Here is a 20,113-nt window from a genome sequence, read left to right as displayed (position 1 = left end):
TCATACCATTCCGTGGTAACATACCATTATGTGGGGGTTTTATGAAAACACACAGCTTGTCCAACGACCAACTCAGCGGCCTGTGCCAGGCCCTGTCCCTCCTGCTTCACGCAGGCATCCCCCTGGGAGACGGCCTGTCCCTGTTGTCGGACGAGGACGTCCCCTCCTCCCTCCGCGCCATACTGGACGGCATGGCCCGGCAGACCGACCAGGGCAGCTCCCTGGCGGAGGCCGTCCGGGACGCCGGATGTTTCCCGGACTATGTCTGCGGCCTGCTCACCGTAGGAGAGCGCTCCGGCCGCACCGAAGAGGCCCTTTCCTCTCTGGCGGCGTACTATGAAAACCGTGCCCGTCTGGACCGCCGGCTGCGCTCCATTCTCCTGTATCCCGCCGTCCTCCTGCTCATCATGCTGGCAGTGCTGGTGGTGCTGCTGACCCGGGTGCTCCCCGTTTTCAACGATGTCTATGCCAATCTGGGCAGCCGGCTCTCCGGTCTGGCCGGAGGGCTGCTGGCGCTGGGCCGGGTGCTGGACCGGGCCATGCCTGCGCTGTTCGTTCTGCTGGCTCTGGTTTTGGGCCTGCTGGTCCTCTTTGCCGCCTCCCCTGCCTTCCGTCAGCGCGCTCTGGGCTGGTGGCGGAAGGGACGGGGGGACCGGGGTGTCTCCCGGAAGCTGAACACCGCCCGCTTCGCCCGATCTCTGTCTATGGGGCTGAGCAGCGGCCTGCCCCTGGAGGAAGCGATCTCCCTGTCCGCCGCCCTGCTGGACGATGTGCCCGCCGCCCGGCAGCGCTGCGCCCACTGCCTGGCCCGGCTGGAACAGGGGGCCCCGCTGACCCAGGCCATGACGGACGCGGACCTGCTGCCCAAAGGGGAATGCCGCCTGTTGGAACTGGGCCTGCGGAGCGGCTCCGGTGACTCCGCCATGTCCCAGATTGCCCGTCGGCTGTCCGAGGAGAGCGAGGCCTCCCTGGAGGAGGCCGTGGGCCGAATCGAGCCCACGCTGGTCATCATCACCTCCGCCCTGGTGGGTGTGATCCTTCTGTCTGTGATGCTGCCCCTCATGCACATCATGTCTTCCATTGGGTGACGCCTATGGGACAGCATTCGCGCCGCGGGACCGCCGTCCTCCGGTCCCTTCTGTTTCCCGCCGCCGTCCTCCGGTCCCTTCTGTTTCCCGCCGCCGTTCTCCTGGTCCTGTTCTGCTTCCTGGCCGGCCTGGCCGATCTGGACAACAACCGGAGCGGGGAGGAGCGGCAGCGGCTGGAAGACTCCATCCGCCGGGCCGCCGTGGCCTGCTACACCGCCGAGGGGATCTACCCCCCCGATCTGGCCTATCTGGAGGTGCGCTACGGTCTCCAAATCGACCGGGAACACTACACGGTATTTTACAACATCTTCGGATCAAACCTGATGCCCGACATCACGGTTTTGGAGCGTGCCAATGAACCATGATGGAAAAGACAACCATATCATCGGCGGTCTGAGCGTTCTGCTCCTGTTCAGCCTTTTCGCGGTCTGCGTGCTGTTTGTCCTGCTCTTCGGCGCCGACGCCTACCGCCGGGTCACGGAGCGGGACCAAGCCGCCTATGACCGGCGCACCTGCGCCCAGTATCTGGCGGCCAAGGTCCGCCAGGCCGAGGGGGGCGGAGCCGTCTGTCTGACCTTCTCCCGTCAGGCAGGGGACGCCCTCGTGCTCACGGAACACATCGGAGGAGAGGACTATGTGACCTGGATCTACTGTTATGACGGCTGGCTCCGGGAGCTGTTTTCCGCCGCAGGCGAGGCGTTCTCCCCGGACGTCGGCGAGAAGCTGCTTCCCAGCCGGGGCATGTCTTTGAAACTGGAGGACGGTCTGCTGTCCTGCGAGCTTCTGATCCCGGGCGAGGACCCTGTCCGCTTGACGCTGGCCCTTCGGAGCGGAGAGGGGGCGGCTCCATGAGAAGCAAGGCTCCCCTGGCCCTCATGGAGCAGGCTGTCATGGTGCTGGTCTTTGCCCTGGCCGCCGCCCTGTGTCTGCGTGCCTTCGTCTGGTCTGACCAGCTCTCCCGGCAAAACGAGGCCCGGGACCGGGCCCTGCTGGAGGTCCAGAACGCCGCCGAGACCCTGAAACACGCCGGAGGAGACACGGCCCACGCCCAGGAGGAAGCCGCCCGGAGGCTGGGCGGTCAGGTCTCCCAGGGCCTGTGGTATATATTCTACGATGAAACCTGGTCCGTGACGGACCAGGAACGGGCCGTCTACCGGCTGGAGGCCCAGGGGGAGCCCTCGGAGGTAACAGGACTGTGTCATGCCCGTGTCCGGGTCATGCCGGAGCGTGATCCGGAGGCCTCCGCTCTGGCGGAGCTGACCGTGGCGTGGCAGGGGGAGGCGGACGGCCATGGCTGACAGAGAACGCTTTTCTCCCCCTGTGGTGGGCGGAACCTCGCTGCTGGTCATCTTCGCCGTGCTCGCTCTGACCGTCTTCGCCCTGCTGTCCCTGTCCACCGCCTTAGCGAACGACCGGCTGAGCTCCGCCGCCGCCCAGGCCGTGTACGACTACTACCAAGCGGACTGTCAGGCCGAGGCCATTCTGGCCCAGCTGCGCCAGGGCCGGCAGCCCCCCGGCGTGGCCCGCCAGGGCGACGTCTTTGCCTACTCCTGTCCCATCTCCGACACCCAGACCCTTTTGGTGGAGGTTCGGCTGGACGGCGATGCCTATACCGTCCTGCGCTGGCAGGCGGTATCCACCGCTCCCTGGCATCCCGACGACAGCTTGAACCTGTGGGACGGCGGTTGAGTTCCGCTACACCTGAAAAAGGAGGCGCTTTCATGGCAGCATTGATGGATTATCTGAAGCGCGCGGTGACGGACGGCGCGTCCGACCTCTTTATCGTGGCGGGCGGTCCGGTCAGCGAAAAGCTGGACGGCCGCATCTGTCCCATCAGCCCGGAAAAGGTCCTCCCCCCTCAGACCAGCCAGCTGATCTCCGATCTCTACGCCCTGGCTGACCGGCCTATGGAGGACTACCGCCGCCGGGGAGACGACGACTTCTCCTTTGCCGTGCCCGGTCTGGCCCGTTTCCGGGTGAACGCTTACCGCCAGCGCGGCTCTCTGGCCGCCGTAGTCCGGGTGGTGTCCTTTGATATCCCCGACTGGCACGCCCTTCATATCCCGGAGCAGGTCATTCGTCTGGCCGGCGTGGCCCACGGTCTGGTGCTGGTCACCGGAACCGCCGGAAGCGGCAAATCCACCACCCAGGCCTGTATCATCGACCAGATCAACAAGACCCGCAACTGCCACATCATCACCCTGGAGGACCCCATCGAGTTTCTGCACCGGGACCAGAAAAGTATTATCAGCCAGCGGGAGATCGCCATCGACACGGCCGACTACCTGTCCGGTCTCCGGGCCTGCCTGCGGCAGGCCCCCGACGTCATCCTGCTTGGGGAAATGCGGGACCACGAGACCATCCGCACGGCCATGACCGCCGCTGAGACCGGCCACCTGATCATCGCCACCCTCCACACAAGAGGCGCCGTCAACACCATCGACCGTATCATCGACACCTTCCCTCCCGCCCAGCAGAACCAGATTCGGATCCAGCTGAGCACAGTCCTCCATACTGTGGTATCCCAGCAGCTGATCCCCGACCTGCACGGCTGTCTGGTCCCCGCCTACGAGATCATGCACATGAACAGCGCCATCCGCAGCATGATCCGGGACAGCAAAACCTATCAGATCGACAACGCCATCTCCGCCGGTGGGGGCGAGGATATGCTGACCATGGATCAGTCCATTCTATCCCTTTACCGGGGCGGCCAGATCACCCTGGAAACGGCTCTGGACCACGCGGACCACCCGGAGCAGCTGCGCCGCCGCCTTGGGCTGCGCTGACCTGTCTTGAACCACTCAGCCGGAAGTGTTCCTCCTTATATGGATGGAAACTTCCGGCCTTTTATATGTTTCGCACAGCATCACAGGGAGTACACATTGCCGCCCCCGCTCTCCATTGTAAATTTTACCTAAATTTTACTCCTACATTTTGGGCATATTTTTTCAGAGTTCTGAATGTGATTTTGTGATATGTAACCGGTTTTGTAACTTTCGTATGATATACTTCTATTATCGTAAAAGAACGAAAGGGGGCGACCCTCGCATGGAAAACAGAATACGGGGCAACGAATATCGGACCACGATCGTCTGTGTTGACTCCTACACAAATGGCGTTCTGGCCGGCCGGTTTTTCAACCCGTACCGCCGAGAGGGTGAGCGCTTCCAAAGCCTGACTCAATTTTTGGTCAAGATGGAACAAGTGCTGGATGTCATGAATCTCCCCCAGTCCTTTACCTCGGCACGGGCCTTTGCACCGCCCCCCAAACGCAAACCGGGAGACGCTCCGGCTACAGAGGTTCAGGAGGGTGCGCTGGCAACCTTCGCCATACGCGTCATCTTTCGGCAGAATGCCAGTTGGCAGGGTTCCGTCAATTGGCTGGAGGAGGGCCGGGAGCAGAGCTTCCGCAGCGTTCTGGAGTTGGTCCTGCTGATGGACAGCGCATTGGGTGAGGCAGAAGACAGGTAACGTACGCTTTCCCACCGCACCGAAGCACAGCCATGCCGGACGTCCGGCACAGAGAACGTACCGGCGGCACCCCAGCGGACTGCCCCCAATCTTCCATCCTTGTGCCGATCTGTGCTGACGGACGGCCCGCCGCCCGGGTCCGCCCGGCTTTCGAATGTAAACAAATGTCCCCGGTCCTGACGGACCGGGGACATTTTCGCAGTAACGGGAACAGATGAGATTAGTGAGCGGGATGCAGACCGGCCTGCTCCAGACGGGAGCGGATCATGGGACCGATCACCATGGCAATGACCATCTTGGCCAGGTCACCGGGAATGAAGGGGAACACACACAGGCCCAGGGCAGCGCCCACGGCGTAACCCGCCTGGAAGCAGAACCAGGCGGTGCCGAAGGCATAGCACAGGGCGGTGCCTACGATCATGCCCGCCAGCTGGATGCCGCGGTTCCGGGACTTATCAATGACGATGCCGGCAATGATGGCCATGGGGATAAAGCCGATGATATAGCCGCCGGTGGGGCCGAACAGCTTGCCCATGCCTCCGCTGTAATTGGAGAACACAGGCATGCCCACCATGCCGATGAGCATATAGACCAGGTAGCTGAGGGTACCCCGCTTCCATCCCAGCAGATAGAGGGAAATGTAGATGGCCAGATTGGTAAAGGAGATGGGCACCGGGCCAATGGGAATGGACATGGGACCCAGGACGCAGGTGACCGCCGCCATCACAGCGGTCATAGCCAGCGGATATACCTTGCTTTTCGTTTTCGTTTCCATAATGATTCTTCCTTCCTTACTTTTCCAGCTGATAGCCCAGACGGGCCGCCATGGCAATGTCTCCGGCCACGCTGGTGCCGGTGGTCGTCAGCATGTCCCCGGTGATGGCCGCGTTGGCGCCGGAGCGGAACAGCGCCTCGCCGCCGTCCTCAAACCGCCCCCGGCCCGCCGCCATCCGGATCCAGGCCGTGGGATTGATGTACCGGAAAACCGCCACGGAACGCAGCACGTCTTCCCGGGAGATGGGGTCCACACCCTCCAGGGGCGTCCCCGGGATGGGGCTGAGCAGATTCAGGGGAATGGAGTCAACCTCCAGCTCTGCCAGACTCAGAGCCATGTCGATCCGGTCCTCCCAGGTCTCTCCCATGCCCAGGATGCCGCCGGAGCAGACCTGGAGGCCCGCCTCCTTAGCCCGGAGGATGTTGTCCACCTTGTCCTGATAGGTATGGGTGGTGCAGATGGAGGGGAAATACCGCCGGGAGGTCTCCAGGTTGGCGTGGAACCGCTCCACCCCGGCCTCCTTCATAGCTTTCAGCTCCTCCAGGGTCTGGAGTCCATGGGAAGCGCACAGAGCCAGCCCTGTCTCCGCCTTCAGCCGGCGGTAGGCGGCCAGTCCCTGCTCCAGTTCCTGACCGTACAGCCCCCGGCCCGCCGTCACGATGGAATAGCGGTGGATCCCGGCGGCTTCGTTTCGCTTGCCCTCGGCCACGATCTCCTCCAGCGGCAGGAAAGGATACTCCTCCACGTTGGTGTGGTTGTGGCAGGACTGCGCGCAGAACTTGCAGTTCTCTCCGCAGCGTCCGCTGCGCCCATTGATAATGGTACACAGATCGAACCGGTCGCCGCACAGCGCCTTTCGAATCCGGTCCGCCCCCTGGCACAGCTCCTCCAGGTCAGCCGTCACCAGTACGGACAGGTCATCCTCCCGCCCCAGACGGCGGCCTACAATAATTTCCTCGGCCAAATGTTTCATCTTTCAGTTTCACCTTCTGTTGTAAACCTTTCAACGTTCAGAGTATACATTCTGTTTCGTCTGGTTGTCAACCCTTCTTTCAAAAAAGTTTACGTTCAAGTTTGAAGTCGATTCTCGGATGGTAGGATGGTGCTTTCCCGGCTCTCCCTTGCCAATCGTCCGTTTTTTCGCTATAATAGAGATCATTCTTCGTTTTCCGAAAGGAGCTTACTATGAACGCACCAAAACGTTGGCTGTGCCTGGTCCTGTCCCTGGCACTGTCCGCCTCTTTGATCTTACCGGCCGGCGCCGCCGATCCCCTTGCTACCACCTTTTCCACCTTCCTGATCGACGCGGAGACCTCCGACTCCCCCGTTCTGGACCTCCATGTGGCGCTGTACCGCCGGGACAGCGCCGGCGCTTTCACCGTGGACGACTCCGTCCGGTACAGCTGTAATATCAACCGGGCCGCCGGAAAGACCTCTTTCTATATCCAGCCCCAGGCCGACCGGGTCTGGGTGGAGGTAGATTACCTCACAGACCTGAACTATGACGGCATCTATGAGATGTTGGACGGCGAGGACCTTCCCGTCCACGACATCATGACCACCGGCGGACAGCTGGTGTCCCGGGACAGCGTCACCGCCCCCTGGGAGCACTCCTCCTACGCGCTGAACAAGGGCCAGACCTATATTCTGTCCGCTGAAACGCTGAAAGCCCGGGGCCGGCTGGCCCTTCAGGCCCGCTCCTCCAACGGACACAGCCATGCTGTCCCCGGTCTCACCTACTCTCCCGCCAGCGAGAGGACCCTTCTCTATTTTGTCACCGTCCACTACCTCTCCGCCGTGGACCAGGAGGAATACACCCTGAGCTATTATCTGCGCCTGTTCGATTCCGTCATCGTCCCTTCCGACGTGGCGGCCAACGCGTGGTACTATGATACGGTGGAATACGCGCTCCAGCAGGGGCTTTTCTCCGGCACCGGCGCTGACGCCTTCTCCCCTGACGCCTACGCCACCCGTGCCATGCTCTGGATGGTTCTGGCCAAGCTGAAGGGCCAGTCCGTGGCCGGCAGCACCCCCTGGTACTCCGCCGCCCAGAACTGGGCCGTACAAAATGAGGTCTCCGACGGCACCGACCCCAACGGCTCCATTACCAGGGAGCAGCTGGCCCAGATGCTGTACCGTCTGGCCGATCCCAGGAAGGAGTCCTCCTCCGCCGTCCTCTCCGCCTATCCTGACAGCACCCGCATCTCCGCCTGGGCCCAGAACGCCATGGCCTGGGCCGTGGAAAACGGCATCCTGTCCGGACGGGCCAACGGCAATCTGGACCCCCAGGGCAAGGCCACCCGGGCCGAAGTCGCCGCCATGCTCCGACAGTATATCCTCGCGTAAATCAGTCATTGAGACGGCCGACTGTCCCCAATGGACAGGCGGCCGTTATATTCCCAGCCGGGGACGCTGCTTTCGGTTAGAAGCTGGAATATTTGTCCAGACTAGCCATAGAATGTTACCAGATCTATTATTCCCGAAAGGAGCGACGCCCATGGCACAGCCGACCCGCACGTTTTTCTTCCGCCGCCCCGCCAGTCCCCGGGACACGGAGCGCCGGGAGCTCATGGCCTCTCTGGCCAGCACCCGTACCCTCATCAACCAGGCCTACGGCAGCTTCAACCACGTCAGCGACGGAGATCTCATCGAATCCTACGTCTTTGAGATCAACGCCCTCCAGGCCCGATACAACTATCTCCTGCGGCGGGTCAAGGAGCTGGAGGCCGCTCCATGAGCGGTCTGCCCGACTACACCGCCTGGGGGCTGGCGGGGCTGCTGCTGTGCGCCGCCCTGCTGCTCCTCCGCCGCCCCCTGGCCCAGCTGATTCGGCTGGCCCTGCGCTCGTCGGTGGGGCTGGCGGTCCTGGCCCTCTTCTCCCAGATCGGCCGCCTGGCCGGAATCAGTCTGGGCGTCAACCTGGTCAACGCTCTGGTTCTGGGGCTGCTGGGGGTCCCCGGCTTCGGGCTTCTCCTGATGCTCCAGTGGGTTCTGCGGTAAACTCGTTTAACTGCCCAAAATCTGACAAATATTTGCCTCATTTCCCGCCCAGAAGGATTGACACCCCCGTTTTCCTTTATTATAATAAAAAACTGCCCCGGTCCCTGTCTATGCGGAGCGGGGCGATTTTTTATTTTGAAAGGGGTTCTCCCAAATGAGCGACCAGCGTGTTTACAACTTCTCCGCCGGCCCGTCCATGCTCCCTCTGTCCGCACTGGAGCGCGCCGGGTCTGAAATCACCAACTACCGTGGTTCCGGTATGTCAGTGATGGAGATGAGTCACCGGTCAAAGGTTTTCGTCCAGATTTTTGAGGAGACCCAGGAAAAGCTGCGCCGGATCATGAATGTACCGGAAGGCTATAAAATCCTGTTTCTCCAGAACGGCGCCTCCGGCCAGTTCTCCATGATCCCCCTGAACCTGATCGGCAAGACCGGCAAGGCGGACTACGCCGTCACCGGCAATTTCTCCAACCTGGCCTATAAAGAGGCCAAGAAGTACGGCCAGATCAACCTGGCTGCCTCTTCCGAGGACCGGGACCACAGCTACATCCCCGGTCAGGAGCAGCTGAAGCTGGACAAGGACGCCAGCTACTTCTACTACTGCGCCAACAACACCATTTACGGCACCGAGTGGAACTATGTCCCCGACACCGGCAGCGTGCCCCTGGTGTGTGACATGTCCTCCGACATCCTGTCCATGCCCGTGGACGTGTCCAAGTACGGCATTATCTACGCCGGTGCGCAGAAGAACATGGCCCCCGCCGGTCTCACCGTGGTCATCATTCGGGAGGATCTGGCCGGCCACGAGCTGCCTTACACCCCGCTGATGATGAACTACAAGACCATGATCGACAAGGACTCCATGTATAACACTCCCCCCTGCTGGTGCATCTACATGCTGGGCCTGACTCTGGACTGGGTGCTTGAGCAGGGCGGTCTGGAAGGCATGGAGAAGCTGAAAAAGCTGCGCTCCGGCATGCTGTACGACACTCTGGACAACTCCCGCCTGTTCCGCTGCCACGCGGAGAAGGCTTCCCGCTCCGGCATGAACGTCACCTTCCGCACCGGCAGCGACGAGCTGGACGCCAAATTCGTCCAGGAGGCCACGCAGGCTGGCTTTGTCAACCTGAAGGGCCACCGCAAAGTGGGCGGCATGCGGGCCTCCATCTACAACGCTATGCCCGTGGAAGGCGTGGAGAAGCTGTGCGACTTTATTCGGGACTTTGACAAAAAGAACGGATAAATTTTAGTTTATGGATGTATTATGGGGCGTCGGGGACGCCGCCCCATACACACGGTTTACAATATGGCTTCGTAGGGGGCGGCCTCTGGACGCCCCGCCCGTAGGGCGGCCCCAAGGGGCCGCCGCGGCGGGGGCAAGCCCCCGCCCTACCGGTGCACACCTTCACGATGCGACCACGGGCGGCCATTGAGGGCCACTCCTACGAATCGAAAATGGGAGCTGCCCTTGCCCTACATGCCTCCACAACGCAATCGGCCCGTTAAACTAAAATTTACAACAACAATATAAAACCGATTCGAGGTAATGATTTATGTACCGCATCAAGACAATGAATAAGATCTCCTCGGCCGGTCTGGCCTATCTGGATCAGACCCGGTTCCAGGTTGGGGAGGATCTGGAAAACGAGGACGGTATCCTGGTCCGTTCCGCCCCCATGCACGACTATGAGTTCCCCGACGCCCTGCGGGCCATCGCCCGGGCTGGCGCTGGCACCAACAACATCCCCATCGACCGCTGCTCTGAGCACGGCATCGTGGTGTTCAACACCCCCGGCGCCAACGCCAACGCAGTGAAGGAGCTGGTCATTGCCGCCATGCTCATCGCCTCCCGGGACATTCTGGGCGGCGCCGACTGGGTCCAGGAGCAGGCCCACTCCCCCAATGTGGATGTGGCCGCCGCCGTGGAAAAGGGCAAGTCCGCCTTCGTGGGTCCCGAGCTGTTCCACAAGACCCTGGGTGTCATCGGCCTGGGGGCCATCGGCGCTCTGGTGGCCAACGTGGCTCTGGAGCTGGGGATGGACGTCTACGGCTATGACCCCTTTCTGTCCGTGGATGCCGCCCTGCGGCTGGACCGCCATGTCCATGTGGTGAAGAATCTGGACGAGCTGTATAAGGTCTCCGACTACATCACCATTCACGTTCCCTACAACAGCGCCACCAAGGACACCATCAACGCCGAAGCCATTTCCAAGATGAAGGGCCAGGTCCGCATCCTGAATCTGGCCCGGGGCGGGCTGGTCAACGACGACGACATGATCGCCGCGCTGGAGTCCGGCCGGGTAGCCAAGTACGTCACCGACTTCCCCGACGACAAGATCGCCACGGTCAAGAACGTGATCGCTCTGCCCCACCTGGGCGCCTCCACCCCGGAGAGCGAGGAGAACTGCGCCGTCATGGCGGCTCGCCAGCTCCAGGATTACCTGCTCAACGGCAACATCGTCAATTCGGTGAACCTGCCCAATGTGTCCCAGGACTGGAGCGGCATCGCCCGCATCTGTCTGATTCACAAAAACGTGCCCGCCATGCTGACCCAGATCATGTCCATCCTGTCCGGCGACGGCATCAACGTGGAAAACATGACCAACAAGTCCAAGAAGGACTACGCCTACACCATGGTGGATGTGAACACCCGCATCAATGACGAGGTGGCCGACGAGCTGCGGGCCATCCCCGGCGTCATCCGTGTCCGGGTTCTGAACCACTGATGCGCTTCCGGGTACAGTATAACGCTCCGGTAGTCCTGACGTTCGCGCTGCTCTCTCTGGGAGCGCTGGTGCTGGGAATGTTCACCGGCGGCTGGACCACCTCTCTGCTGTTCTGTGTCTACCGTGCCCCGCTCTCCGATCCCTTGACCTATGTAAGGATGGTGGGCCACGTCCTGGGCCACTCCGGGTATGCCCACTACATGGGCAACATGATGCTCCTGTTGGTGGTAGGCCCTCCCCTGGAGGAGAAATACGGTTCCAGGAAGCTGCTGTTCTGTATCCTCGTCACCGCTCTGGTGTCCGGCCTGGTCCAGTTTCTCCTCTTCCCCGGCACCGCCCTGCTGGGGGCCAGCGGCATTGTCTTTATGATGATTGTCCTGTCCTCCCTGGCCGGGATGAAAGAGGGGACCATCCCCCTGACCTTGATCCTGGTGGTGATCCTCTATTTGGGCGGCGAGGTGGTAGACGCCTTCACCGCGCAGGACAATGTGTCCCAGCTGACCCATATCATCGGCGGCGTCTGCGGCGCGGCCCTGGGCTTTGGGATGAGTAAACGATAAAAAAAGAAGGACTGCGGTGCAGTCCTTCTTTTTTATCTGTTCTGGCATTTATGCCACGCTGTACCCGCCCCGGACCAGCAGCTTAACCGTGTCGGCGGTGGGGGTCAGGGTCCGGTCGGGGATCGTGGCCATATAGAGGTGGTTCTTGGCGAGGGATGTTCCGTTGTTGACGGCATCTCCGGAGGCAATGTCAATCAGGGCCGGATTGGTATTGGAGTTGACCTTTGCCGTCCCCACCCGGAGCATGACCTCGCAGCCCACGTCCAAGGACATGGTTTGGCCGCTGGTCAGAGTGACCAGGGTATAGGAGGCGCTGCCCGCGGAGCCTGAGCCTGCCAGAGCGGTGATCTCCTGCTTGTACTTGGCGATCTGGTCCGCCAGCGCCTTTTCCAGCTCCGCCTGACGAGCGGTGGACTTGAGCTCTACCTGCTCCACCACACCGGGAAGGGCCGTCTGCTCCAGATAACTCAGGGTGACCAGGGGGTCGTTCTGGTCCCCGCCGGTGGCCAGGGCCGCCCCCACGCAAAGGGCGGTCAGCCCAAAAGCGGAGGCCAGCGCGATCCATTTGCTGCGTGTCTTCATGGTAAATACTCCTTATCTGAGGTCCGTTTTCTGAATGTAGCGTGCATGGAACCAGGCCCATCGCTCTCGTCCCAACGGGGAGGTCCTGCGGCTTCACCGCCAAGGCCCTTGTCCTTCTGTGTTGACCCATTGCCGTAATGGCTGCTGTTCTCTTTTCCAAAGCCGCGGGAACAAACCGCAAAGCGGTCAATTCATCAGACATTATGTAGGAGCCGCCGATGGGGCGGCTCCCTCTGGTCACACCATGGTCTCCGGGTGGAGGCCAAAGCTGACGGCGATGGCGGCGTCCACCTGCTTCATCACTCCGTCGTCCAGCCGCCCCATCTTTTCCCTCAGCCGCCGCTTATCCAGAGTCCGCACCTGCTCCAGCAGGATAATAGACTCCTTGGGCAGGCCGCAGCTGAGGGGAGCCACCGAGATATGGGTGGGCAGTCTGGCCTTCCCCGTCTGAGAGGTGATGGCGGCTGCGATCACGGTGGGGCTGTGCCGGTTTCCGGTGTCATTCTGCACAATGAGAACCGGCCGCACGCCTCCCTGCTCGCTGCCCACCACCGGGCTTAGATCGGCGTAAAAGATGTCGCCTCGTCTCACACTGTTGTCCACATACGTTCACACTCCGCTGGAAGGATAGCACGCGTTACAGGCCTTGCGTCGGTCTTATGTAACGCTGTACTATGAGTCTCCCACGGAGCGGCGGGAATTATACCTGCTTCCCGCCCATGCCGTTTTTTCCGGCGGAGAAGCAGCCATCCCGCCGCGCCTTCGCCCTCGGAAGCGCCCGCGCCTCCGCTGCTCCAAGTCATCCTATGAAGGGACGGGGCGGGCGGTCACGCACGGGGACAAGGCGCCCCAGGACTTGTCCCTGTCCCCTCGGCTCCTTTTTTCACCGGATCCCGGTCTCCGGCTCCAAATAGACGCGGGGGACCCGGGCAGTCACGTCGCACAGCAATTCGTATACGATGGTGCCGGTCAGCTCCGCAGCCCGCTCCGTCAGCTCCGGGCCGTAGACCACCGCCGTGTCCCCCACCTCCGCCTCAGGCAGGTCGGTGACGTCCACCATGCACATGTCCATGCAGATCCGCCCCACGATGGGACAGGCCACGCCTCGAATGACCATATTCATCTGGTTGGACAGCTTTCTGGGATAACCGTCCCCGTAGCCGATGGGGACCACCGCCAGACGGGAGTCCCGCTCCAGGACGGCGGTGCGGCCATAGCTGACGCTGGTGCCCGCCGGGACCCGGCGGATGGCACAGATCCGGCTTTTCACCGTCATCACCGGCTCCAGACCGGGGCCGTCCAGCCCCTCCATGCCGGGTGCGGGGTAGTAGCCGTACAGGGCGATGCCGGGACGGATCATGTTCATATGGGTACAGGGATAGTTTAACACAGCGGCACTGGCCCCGCAATGGTAAATTGCGAAGGTGATCCCCCGGGCCTCCAGCGCCGCCCGCGCGTCCAGGAACCGGGTCAGCTGGTCCATCGTATATTCCTCGCTGCCGTCGGCGTCGGCAAAGTGGGTGAACATGCCCTCCGCCTCCAGGCCGGGCAGCGCGCACAGGGCGGTGATCTCGTCCAGCAGGTCCGCGTTGTCCCCGCCCTTCCGCCAGAGGAAGCCCAGCCGGCTCATCCCGGTGTCCAGCTTCACATGGATCTTCAAGGTCTTTCCGGCGGCCGCGGCGGCCAGGGACAGGGCCTTTCCGGTGTCCAGATCCTCCACCGTCTGGGTCACATCGTACTCCAGCAGCATGGGCGCCAGCTCCACCGGCGTCTGCCCCAGGCACAGGATGGGCAGAGTGATCCCCGCCCGCCGCAGCTCCATGGCCTCGGCCAGGCAGGCCACCGCCAGCATATCCGCCCCCAGCTCCTGGAGTTTCCGGGCGATCCGGGGCGCACCGTGGCCGTAGGCGTTGGCCTTCACCAGTCCCAGGAACTTACAGTCCCGGGGCGCCATGGCCCGCAGCGCACGGTAGTTGTGCTCCAGCGCCCCCAGGTCGATCTCCGCCCAGGTCCGCATCTTGGTAATGTCTGTCATGTTGATCCCTTCTCATTCTTTTGTAAATTGAGTGAACTCACATAAAATGGCCCGGAAGCCGTCCACGCGGATCTCTCCCCGTGCCAGAGCGTGGGTATCCGCGTCAAACCAGAGGGTGGTCTCCACCCCCTTGCCCGGCTCGCCCTCCGGGTCGCCGCAGTCCATCCGAAGCAGGGTGCCGTCCTCCTCCAGGGCGCAGGCACGCATGTAGCCGGACCGGGTCTCCTCCAGCAGAGCCGGGACGGCGGACACCGGAGTAAGCCCCTGCTGATTCATGGGGCCGGTCTCCACCGCAATGCCGTCATATTCCAGCAGGCTGTCCTTTCCCTTCAGACGGGCGGTGATCCCCGCCACCGTCTCCGGCGCGGTGATGACCAAGGCGGTCTCCTCCTCCGAGGCCTCCACCGACATGGTGTATTGATAGACCCGCTGGCCGTAATCGGCGGTGACCTCCGCCGTGGCCGCACAGGAGGTCATCTCCAGATACTCCCCCCGGATGGCCAGAGCCAACGTCTCTTCCTCGCTCCCGCCCGCTGTTCCGCCTCCGCAGGCTGCCAGCAGCAGGATCATCATTGGTACGCAAAACAGCAGTTTACGCACACTTTTCCTCCCTTTTCAGGAACCTCCGGCTTATTGCCCCCGCTCCTCGTGCTTCAGAAGGATCTGAGGCAGCGCCTCGATCATATCGCTTGGAGTCATGCCGTATTCTCCCAACCGCCGGGCACAGCTGTCCCCGGCCTGGGCGTGGTAATAGACGCCGCAGGCCACCAGCTTTCCCGGATGGGCATAGGGACCGCGCAGGTGCTTCTGCCCCAGCAGGGCAGCCAGCATCCCCGCCAGCACGTCGCCGGAGCCCCCCTTGGCCATGCCGGGGTTCCCGGCGCCGCAGATCCAGACCTCTCCGTCCGGCGCGGCGGTGACGGTGCCATGGCCCTTGAGGACCAGGACACAGCGGTGGGCCTTTGCAAACTCCCGGGCGGCGGTCAGCCGGTCCCGAATGGGCAGTTGGCAGCCCGTCAGCCGCTGGAACTCCCCGTCGTGGGGCGTCAGCACCGTGAGGGCGGAGCGTTTGTCCAGACTATCTATATGCCCGGAAAGGGCGTTTATGCCATCGGCATCCAGTACCACGGGGATGCCCAGGTCCGCCAGCAGCCGGCGGACCAGCATCTCTGTCTCGGGCGCCCGGCCCAGACCGGGGCCGATGAGGGCCACGTCGCAGCCCCTGGCCATCTCCAGTATTTTATCATATTTCTCAGGCAGAGGGAAGGCCATGGCCTCATCGCATTTGACAGCCACGATGGGATAGACCTCCCGGGGCACTCCCAGAAACACCAGACCTGCTCCGGCGCGGACAGCGGCCCGGGCGGCCAGAACAGGAGCCCCGGTGTAACCCTCGGAGCCGGCCAGAATGAAGACCTTTCCGAACTCCCCCTTGTGGGCGGTACGGGGCCGGCGGGGCAGGACGTACCGTCCTCCGTCCATCACCTTTGCCGTCTCAGGCTGGCGTAAAAGCTGCTGATGGATCAGATCGTGAGGAATACCGATGTGGGCCACCCGCACTTTCCCGGCACAGGCGCCCCCCTCTCCCAGGTACAGGCCGGGCTTGGCGCAGGTGAAGGTGACGGTGACCTTGGCCCGGACCGCCTCACCCAAAATCTGTCCGGTGTCCCCGTCCACCCCGGAAGGGACGTCGCAGGCTACCACAGGGCAGGGCCTGTCGTTCATGATCCGGACGGCGGTCAAAAAGGCTCCGGCCACCGGCCGTCTCAGCCCGACGCCGAACAGAGCGTCCACCATGCAGTCGCAGGTGGTCAGCCACACATTCTGCCGGGGTTCCTCGGGGCAGAAGGGCTCCAGCTCGCCTCCGGCAGCGACGAGTTTTTCCTCCATGGCTTTGGCATCAGGCGTCATTTTATCCCGGTCCCCCACCAGGAAGGCCCGGACCTGATAGCCCATGCCCCGCAGCAGCCGGGCGGCGGCCACGCCGTCGCCCCCGTTGTTGCCGGGACCGCAGAACACCGCCACCCGAGGGGTCGGATCGGCGTTTTTGGACTCCACAATGGCGCGCAGCTCGTCCATCTCCCGCTGCTCTGCCTCGGTGGGCGGCTGTTCCCCGGTGCTCACGATCAGGCCGAAGGATCGGGCAAGAGGCCCCCGGTTTTCTTCGGGCCCCAGCACATCCCGCACCGCCTCCGCCACCGCCTGGGCGGCCCGCTCCATCAGGTCCAGGGAGGGGACCCCCCGCTCCTGGATGGCAATGCGGTCCAGTTCCCGCATCTGCCGGGTGCTGGCTAAAATCTGCATGGGGAAACTCCTTTCCAGTGGGTAAATTTTAGTTTATGGATGTATTATGGGGCGTCGGGGACGCCGCCCCCTACGCACGGTTCACAATATGGCTTCGTAGGGGGCGGCCTCTGGACGCCCCGCCCGTAGGGCGGCCCCTTGGGGCCGCCGCGGCGGGGGGCAAGCCCCCGCCCTACCAGTGCACACCTTCACGATGCGACCACGGGCGGCCATTGAGGGCCACTCCTACGAATCGAAAATGGGAGCTGCCCTTGCCCTACATGCCTCCACAACGCAATCGGCCCGTTAAACTAAAATTTACACCGTGCTTTCAAAAAGGGGGCGTTCTCACGCCCCCTTGTTCTCACTTTAAAAATCCGTTGACGATCTGCTCCTCCGCTTCCTTCTCGGTAAGGCCCAGGGTCATCAGCTTGATCAGCTGCTCCCCGGCGATCTTTCCGATGGCGGCCTCGTGGACCAGCTGGGCGTCCAGACAGTTGGCCGTGACCTCGGGGATTGCGGACACCACACCCTGATCCATAATGATGGCGTCACATTCGGAGTGGCCGTAACAGGCGGCGTTGCCATTGATCCGGGCCAGGAACACCTGCTTAGACTCCCCCCGGGCCACAGACCGGGAAATCACATTGGTGTGGCAGCCCTCGCCGTCCAGATCCACGGTGAAGTCGGACTTGGCCAACTGCTTGCCGTGGGTCATGACTTTCTCCTTGATAATAAGGGTGGCGTTGGGTCCCAGCGTCGCCTTGGTGGTACGGACGGTGGAGTCCACCCCCTTGATTTGGGTGGTCTCCATCTCCATGTAACCGCCCTCGTCCATCTCCACCACAGTGGTGGGGTTCATAATGTTCTCGCCCAGGCCGTCCCCCTCTCCGTAGTGGCGCTCCACATAGCGCACCTTCGCGTTTTTGCCCACATGGAAGGTGTGGATACCCGAGTGCTCGGAGTTCTGCACTCCGCAGTTGTGGATGCCGCAGCCAGCCACGATGGTCACGTCGCAGTCCTCACCTATGAAAAAGTCGTTGTACACCGTCTCGGTCAGCCCGCTCTCGCTGAGGACCACGGGGATATGGACAGATTCGTTCTTGGTGCCGGGCTTGATGATGATGTCGATGCCGTCCTTGTCCGTCTTGGAGACGATGTCGATGTGGGCGGTGGTATTCCGGGCGGCAGACTTGCCGTTGGCCCGGATGTTGTAGGCGCCCTCGGGCACCTCATGCAGCTGAGCTACCTGCGCCAGCAGGTTTTTCTGGATCGCATCCATTGCGCTTCCTCCTTATACCGTTTTCTGATGAAAACACTTACAACTGTTCTCATCCCTGCGAACCAAGGGTCCGCAGGCTCCGCATGAAACGCGGAGCGAAAAACCGTGCCTTACTGATTTTGCAAAACCATTTTTGGGTTTCACAGCTGCGGAGAGCCGCAGCATAAAGAGCCTAAATCGAAGTCTTTTCTGAAAAAGTATTAGCGCACCTTGTCCGTCAGGGCGCTGCACGCCGCGGGCGCCGCTTCCAGCAGCCCGGGCAGGATATCCTTCCGGGCTCCGTCCTGCTGGACCTTGCCGTCGGCCAGGACGATGATCCGGTCGGCAATGTTCAGGATCCGCTCCTGGTGGGAGATGATGAGGATAGAGCCGTTGATCTTCTCGTGCAGGTGCTCGAAGACCTGGATCAGGTTGGAGAAGGACCACAGGTCGATGCCGGCCTCCGGCTCGTCAAAGACGGACAGCTTGGTGGACCGGGCCATGATCATGGCGATCTCGATGCGCTTCAGCTCGCCGCCGGACAGGGAGGCGTCCACCTCCCGGTCGATATAGTCCTTGGCGCACAGACCCACCTCAGACAAGTAGTTGCATGCCTCGGGCACGCCGATGGCCTTGCCGCTGGCCAGGGTGATCAGGTCCTTCACCGTCAAGCCCTTGAAGCGTACCGGCTGCTGGAAGGCGAAGCTGATCCCCTTCCGGGCCCGCTCGGTGATGTTCAGTCTGGTGATATCCTCCCCGTCCAAAAGGATTCTTCCCTCGGTGGGCGTCAAAATACCGGCAATGACTTTGGCCAGGGTGGACTTGCCGCCGCCGTTTGGGCCGGTAATAGCCACGAAGCGCTCCTGGATGGTCAGATTGATGTCCCGAAGGATATTCTTGTCCTCGCCATCCTGCTCCACACCGAAGCTGATATGCTGTAACTCTAACATAGGCTTCCTCCGTTATATCTCTCCGGCCCCGCAGGGCCGTCGTTCTTCTCTCATCCCGCCCGCAGGTGCGGGAAAACAGGGGGTATTCGCAGTATGGTTATTTTACCACTACATGATGCGTTTGTCTAACTGTATTTTCTCTGCCGCGGGCCCGCAGCAGCGGTTGCCCGCTCGGCTCACTTTCCTCCCGCTGTTTGAAAGGCTCCGCCCCTCTTTTGTGCCATCTCCGCCCGGAAGCTCCCCGGCGCAGACGTGGTGAATTTCCTGGTCAAAGTGTGCAAAATGAAAAATCCCTATTGACAGCCCGGAAGATTCTGCATATAGTAAGGGAAGAAAAAGTGCCTGGGGCACAAATGAAGGAGCAGCGAATATGATCTTTGAGAAACTGAGAGCGCTCATTGCCGAGCAGTTCAATGTGGATGCGGACACCATCACCCTGGATACTTCCTTTGCCGATGATCTGAACGCCGATTCCGTGGACATCGTGGACCTCTCCATGGCTCTGGAAGAGGAGTTCGGTATTGATGAGCTGGGCGAAGAGGAGGCCTCTTCCATCAGCACCGTGGGAGATCTGGTTCGTTTCCTGCAGAACAAGATCGACTGATTCGAAAAACACGCAAAACTCCGCCTGCGGCGGAGTTTTGCCTTGTCTAAGGAGACCTGTATGAAGACCTTAGAAGAAAAACTGGGGTATACCTTTCAAAACCAGAAGCTGCTGGAAAATGCCCTGACCCACAGTTCCTGCGCCAACGAGAGCCGGGGCAGGCTCTCCAGCAACGAGCGGCTGGAATTTCTGGGGGACTCCATTCTGGGCATGGTGGTGGCCGACCACCTCTACCGCAACCACCCCGATCTGCCGGAGGGGGAGCTGACCCGCACCCGGGCCGCCCTGGTCTGTGAAGAAAGTCTGGTGGAAGTGGCCCAGGAGCTGGGACTGGGGGAATATCTGCGCCTGGGCAAGGGCGAGGAGGCCGGCGGCGGCCGCCAGCGGCCCTCCATCCGTGCCGACGCCGTGGAGGCGGTGCTGGCCGCGGTCTATCTGGACGGCGGCATCGGCTCCGCCCGGAAGATCATCCAGAAGTATATCCTCAGCCGGGAGGTAGCCGGTCTGACCAAGCCCCACGACTATAAGACCGCCCTCCAGGAGCTGGTCCAGCGGGAGAGCGGACAGGTCCTCCGCTACCGCCTTACCGGCGAGGAGGGTCCCGACCACAATAAGCGCTTTTTTGTAGCGGTGGAGCTGAACGGAAACTGTGTGGGCTCCGGCACCGGCCGCAGCAAAAAAGAGGCGGAGCAGATGGCCGCCAAGGCGGCCATTGAGGCCTTGGAACACAAATAAATGTAGGAAGACCCCGCGGAGCCGTTCAAGACGGTCCCGCGGG

Annotated in this window: 24 protein-coding genes; 15 read left to right on the top strand and 9 right to left on the bottom strand. The window is 62.0% G+C overall.

The genetic code is table 11. The features are described from left to right. The first annotated feature begins 41 nt into the window (after positions 1-41). The 7 genes from I6E39_RS01105 to I6E39_RS01075 all read left to right on the top strand — a co-directional run bounded on the left by I6E39_RS01105 (position 42) and on the right by I6E39_RS01075 (position 4,559). A complete protein-coding gene (locus tag I6E39_RS01105; protein WP_235379459.1) occupies positions 42-1,088 on the top strand; it encodes a type II secretion system F family protein in 1,047 nt (348 codons plus the stop codon). A gap of 5 nt (positions 1,089-1,093) precedes the next feature. Then, positions 1,094-1,453 (top strand): hypothetical protein, encoded by a 360-nt coding sequence (locus I6E39_RS01100; RefSeq protein ID WP_235379458.1) that lies wholly within the window; start codon positions 1,094-1,096, stop codon positions 1,451-1,453. Beyond that, a complete protein-coding gene (locus tag I6E39_RS01095; protein WP_235379457.1) occupies positions 1,443-1,940 on the top strand; it encodes a DUF4860 domain-containing protein in 498 nt (165 codons plus the stop codon). The genes I6E39_RS01100 and I6E39_RS01095 overlap by 11 nt, the downstream gene beginning before the upstream one ends. Further along, positions 1,937-2,386 carry a hypothetical protein gene (locus tag I6E39_RS01090; RefSeq protein ID WP_235379456.1) on the top strand — a complete coding sequence of 150 codons (450 nt, stop codon included), beginning with the start codon at positions 1,937-1,939 and terminating at the stop codon, positions 2,384-2,386. The genes I6E39_RS01095 and I6E39_RS01090 overlap by 4 nt, the downstream gene beginning before the upstream one ends. Beyond that, entirely contained in the window at positions 2,379-2,777 is a 399-nt protein-coding gene (locus I6E39_RS01085; protein WP_235379455.1) for a hypothetical protein, read from the top strand. The genes I6E39_RS01090 and I6E39_RS01085 overlap by 8 nt, the downstream gene beginning before the upstream one ends. 32 nt (positions 2,778-2,809) lie before the next feature. After that, positions 2,810-3,874: a type IV pilus twitching motility protein PilT gene (locus tag I6E39_RS01080; protein WP_235379454.1), complete on the top strand. Its 1,065-nt coding sequence runs from the start codon at positions 2,810-2,812 to the stop codon at positions 3,872-3,874. A 262-nt stretch (positions 3,875-4,136) separates the two neighbouring features. Further along, positions 4,137-4,559: a hypothetical protein gene (locus tag I6E39_RS01075; RefSeq protein WP_235379453.1), complete on the top strand. Its 423-nt coding sequence runs from the start codon at positions 4,137-4,139 to the stop codon at positions 4,557-4,559. 220 nt (positions 4,560-4,779) lie between these two features. On the opposite strand, the gene I6E39_RS01070 is transcribed toward I6E39_RS01075, so the two are convergent. Together I6E39_RS01070 and bioB are read right to left on the bottom strand one after the other, a co-directional pair. Then, positions 4,780-5,334, bottom strand: a complete 555-nt coding sequence (locus tag I6E39_RS01070; RefSeq protein ID WP_235379452.1) for a biotin transporter BioY — start codon at positions 5,332-5,334, stop codon at positions 4,780-4,782. A 16-nt stretch (positions 5,335-5,350) separates the two neighbouring features. After that, entirely contained in the window at positions 5,351-6,307 is a 957-nt protein-coding gene (bioB, locus tag I6E39_RS01065) for a biotin synthase BioB (RefSeq protein WP_235379451.1), read from the bottom strand. 212 nt (positions 6,308-6,519) lie between these two features. On the opposite strand from bioB, the gene I6E39_RS01060 reads away from it, so the two are divergent. The 6 genes from I6E39_RS01060 to I6E39_RS01035 all read left to right on the top strand — a co-directional run bounded on the left by I6E39_RS01060 (position 6,520) and on the right by I6E39_RS01035 (position 11,620). Continuing rightward, a complete protein-coding gene (locus I6E39_RS01060) occupies positions 6,520-7,680 on the top strand; it encodes an S-layer homology domain-containing protein (RefSeq protein WP_235379450.1) in 1,161 nt (386 codons plus the stop codon). Between the two features lie 151 nt (positions 7,681-7,831). Next, on the top strand, positions 7,832-8,071 hold the full coding sequence (locus tag I6E39_RS01055; protein WP_235379449.1) for a YaaL family protein: 240 nt from the start codon (positions 7,832-7,834) through the stop codon (positions 8,069-8,071). Continuing rightward, positions 8,068-8,334 (top strand): pro-sigmaK processing inhibitor BofA family protein, encoded by a 267-nt coding sequence (locus I6E39_RS01050; protein WP_235379448.1) that lies wholly within the window; start codon positions 8,068-8,070, stop codon positions 8,332-8,334. The genes I6E39_RS01055 and I6E39_RS01050 overlap by 4 nt, the downstream gene beginning before the upstream one ends. Before the next feature lie 154 nt (positions 8,335-8,488). Further along, a complete protein-coding gene (gene serC, locus I6E39_RS01045; RefSeq protein WP_235379447.1) occupies positions 8,489-9,577 on the top strand; it encodes a 3-phosphoserine/phosphohydroxythreonine transaminase in 1,089 nt (362 codons plus the stop codon). 310 nt (positions 9,578-9,887) lie between these two features. After that, the gene (locus I6E39_RS01040) at positions 9,888-11,060 is read left to right on the top strand and encodes a phosphoglycerate dehydrogenase (RefSeq protein ID WP_235379446.1); all 1,173 of its coding nucleotides are present in this window, start codon (positions 9,888-9,890) and stop codon (positions 11,058-11,060) included. Next, positions 11,060-11,620 (top strand): rhomboid family intramembrane serine protease, encoded by a 561-nt coding sequence (locus I6E39_RS01035; protein ID WP_235379445.1) that lies wholly within the window; start codon positions 11,060-11,062, stop codon positions 11,618-11,620. Before I6E39_RS01040 ends, I6E39_RS01035 begins: the two co-directional genes overlap by 1 nt. Before the next feature lie 48 nt (positions 11,621-11,668). Here the strand turns inward: I6E39_RS01035 and I6E39_RS01030 are convergent, their stop codons facing one another. From I6E39_RS01030 to I6E39_RS01000, 7 genes are all read right to left on the bottom strand, one after another. Continuing rightward, positions 11,669-12,202, bottom strand: coding sequence for a hypothetical protein (locus I6E39_RS01030; RefSeq protein WP_235379444.1), 534 nt, complete (start codon positions 12,200-12,202; stop codon positions 11,669-11,671). A gap of 237 nt (positions 12,203-12,439) precedes the next feature. After that, on the bottom strand, positions 12,440-12,805 hold the full coding sequence (locus tag I6E39_RS01025; protein WP_235379443.1) for a type II toxin-antitoxin system PemK/MazF family toxin: 366 nt from the start codon (positions 12,803-12,805) through the stop codon (positions 12,440-12,442). A 280-nt stretch (positions 12,806-13,085) separates the two neighbouring features. Then, complete coding sequence (gene alr / locus I6E39_RS01020; protein ID WP_235379442.1) at positions 13,086-14,237, bottom strand: alanine racemase; 1,152 nt, start codon at positions 14,235-14,237, stop codon at positions 13,086-13,088. A gap of 12 nt (positions 14,238-14,249) precedes the next feature. Next, on the bottom strand, positions 14,250-14,837 hold the full coding sequence (locus I6E39_RS01015) for a hypothetical protein (protein WP_235379441.1): 588 nt from the start codon (positions 14,835-14,837) through the stop codon (positions 14,250-14,252). A gap of 30 nt (positions 14,838-14,867) precedes the next feature. Beyond that, a complete protein-coding gene (locus I6E39_RS01010) occupies positions 14,868-16,541 on the bottom strand; it encodes an NAD(P)H-hydrate dehydratase (protein ID WP_235379440.1) in 1,674 nt (557 codons plus the stop codon). A 343-nt stretch (positions 16,542-16,884) separates the two neighbouring features. After that, positions 16,885-17,802 carry a SufB/SufD family protein gene (locus I6E39_RS01005; protein ID WP_235379439.1) on the bottom strand — a complete coding sequence of 306 codons (918 nt, stop codon included), beginning with the start codon at positions 17,800-17,802 and terminating at the stop codon, positions 16,885-16,887. A gap of 200 nt (positions 17,803-18,002) precedes the next feature. Next, the gene (locus I6E39_RS01000; protein ID WP_235379438.1) at positions 18,003-18,731 is read right to left on the bottom strand and encodes an ABC transporter ATP-binding protein; all 729 of its coding nucleotides are present in this window, start codon (positions 18,729-18,731) and stop codon (positions 18,003-18,005) included. 370 nt (positions 18,732-19,101) lie between these two features. On the opposite strand from I6E39_RS01000, the gene acpP reads away from it, so the two are divergent. Both acpP and rnc read left to right on the top strand, forming a co-directional pair. Next, positions 19,102-19,335, top strand: coding sequence for an acyl carrier protein (gene acpP / locus I6E39_RS00995; RefSeq protein ID WP_235379437.1), 234 nt, complete (start codon positions 19,102-19,104; stop codon positions 19,333-19,335). Between the two features lie 60 nt (positions 19,336-19,395). Then, entirely contained in the window at positions 19,396-20,070 is a 675-nt protein-coding gene (gene rnc / locus I6E39_RS00990) for a ribonuclease III (RefSeq protein WP_235379436.1), read from the top strand. Positions 20,071-20,113: the final 43 nt, after the last annotated feature.

The organism is Pseudoflavonifractor phocaeensis, from assembly GCF_021531375.1.
GTDB classification, from domain to species: Bacteria; Bacillota; Clostridia; order Oscillospirales; family Oscillospiraceae; genus Lawsonibacter; species Lawsonibacter phocaeensis_B.
The sequence above is the reverse complement of the archived record's forward strand: the minus strand, read 5'-3'. Positions and strand labels throughout refer to the sequence as shown.

Bases quoted from the DNA above. Each gene is read 5' to 3' on its own strand.
- I6E39_RS01085 (WP_235379455.1), top strand. From the start codon at position 2,379: ATGGCTGACAGAGAACGCTTTTCTCCCCCTGTGGTGGGCGGAACCTCG.
- I6E39_RS01035 (WP_235379445.1), top strand. From the start codon at position 11,060: ATGCGCTTCCGGGTACAGTATAACGCTCCGGTAGTCCTGACGTTCGCG.
- serC (WP_235379447.1), top strand. From the start codon at position 8,489: ATGAGCGACCAGCGTGTTTACAACTTCTCCGCCGGCCCGTCCATGCTC.
- alr (WP_235379442.1), bottom strand. From the start codon at position 14,237: ATGACAGACATTACCAAGATGCGGACCTGGGCGGAGATCGACCTGGGG.
- I6E39_RS01000 (WP_235379438.1), bottom strand. From the start codon at position 18,731: ATGTTAGAGTTACAGCATATCAGCTTCGGTGTGGAGCAGGATGGCGAG.
- I6E39_RS01090 (WP_235379456.1), top strand. From the start codon at position 1,937: ATGAGAAGCAAGGCTCCCCTGGCCCTCATGGAGCAGGCTGTCATGGTG.
- I6E39_RS01040 (WP_235379446.1), top strand. From the start codon at position 9,888: ATGTACCGCATCAAGACAATGAATAAGATCTCCTCGGCCGGTCTGGCC.
- I6E39_RS01100 (WP_235379458.1), top strand. From the start codon at position 1,094: ATGGGACAGCATTCGCGCCGCGGGACCGCCGTCCTCCGGTCCCTTCTG.
- I6E39_RS01030 (WP_235379444.1), bottom strand. From the start codon at position 12,202: ATGAAGACACGCAGCAAATGGATCGCGCTGGCCTCCGCTTTTGGGCTG.
- rnc (WP_235379436.1), top strand. From the start codon at position 19,396: ATGAAGACCTTAGAAGAAAAACTGGGGTATACCTTTCAAAACCAGAAG.
- I6E39_RS01050 (WP_235379448.1), top strand. From the start codon at position 8,068: ATGAGCGGTCTGCCCGACTACACCGCCTGGGGGCTGGCGGGGCTGCTG.
- bioB (WP_235379451.1), bottom strand. From the start codon at position 6,307: ATGAAACATTTGGCCGAGGAAATTATTGTAGGCCGCCGTCTGGGGCGG.
- I6E39_RS01010 (WP_235379440.1), bottom strand. From the start codon at position 16,541: ATGCAGATTTTAGCCAGCACCCGGCAGATGCGGGAACTGGACCGCATT.
- I6E39_RS01095 (WP_235379457.1), top strand. From the start codon at position 1,443: ATGAACCATGATGGAAAAGACAACCATATCATCGGCGGTCTGAGCGTT.
- I6E39_RS01060 (WP_235379450.1), top strand. From the start codon at position 6,520: ATGAACGCACCAAAACGTTGGCTGTGCCTGGTCCTGTCCCTGGCACTG.
- I6E39_RS01070 (WP_235379452.1), bottom strand. From the start codon at position 5,334: ATGGAAACGAAAACGAAAAGCAAGGTATATCCGCTGGCTATGACCGCT.
- I6E39_RS01105 (WP_235379459.1), top strand. From the start codon at position 42: ATGAAAACACACAGCTTGTCCAACGACCAACTCAGCGGCCTGTGCCAG.
- I6E39_RS01080 (WP_235379454.1), top strand. From the start codon at position 2,810: ATGGCAGCATTGATGGATTATCTGAAGCGCGCGGTGACGGACGGCGCG.
- I6E39_RS01005 (WP_235379439.1), bottom strand. From the start codon at position 17,802: ATGGATGCGATCCAGAAAAACCTGCTGGCGCAGGTAGCTCAGCTGCAT.
- I6E39_RS01055 (WP_235379449.1), top strand. From the start codon at position 7,832: ATGGCACAGCCGACCCGCACGTTTTTCTTCCGCCGCCCCGCCAGTCCC.
- acpP (WP_235379437.1), top strand. From the start codon at position 19,102: ATGATCTTTGAGAAACTGAGAGCGCTCATTGCCGAGCAGTTCAATGTG.
- I6E39_RS01075 (WP_235379453.1), top strand. From the start codon at position 4,137: ATGGAAAACAGAATACGGGGCAACGAATATCGGACCACGATCGTCTGT.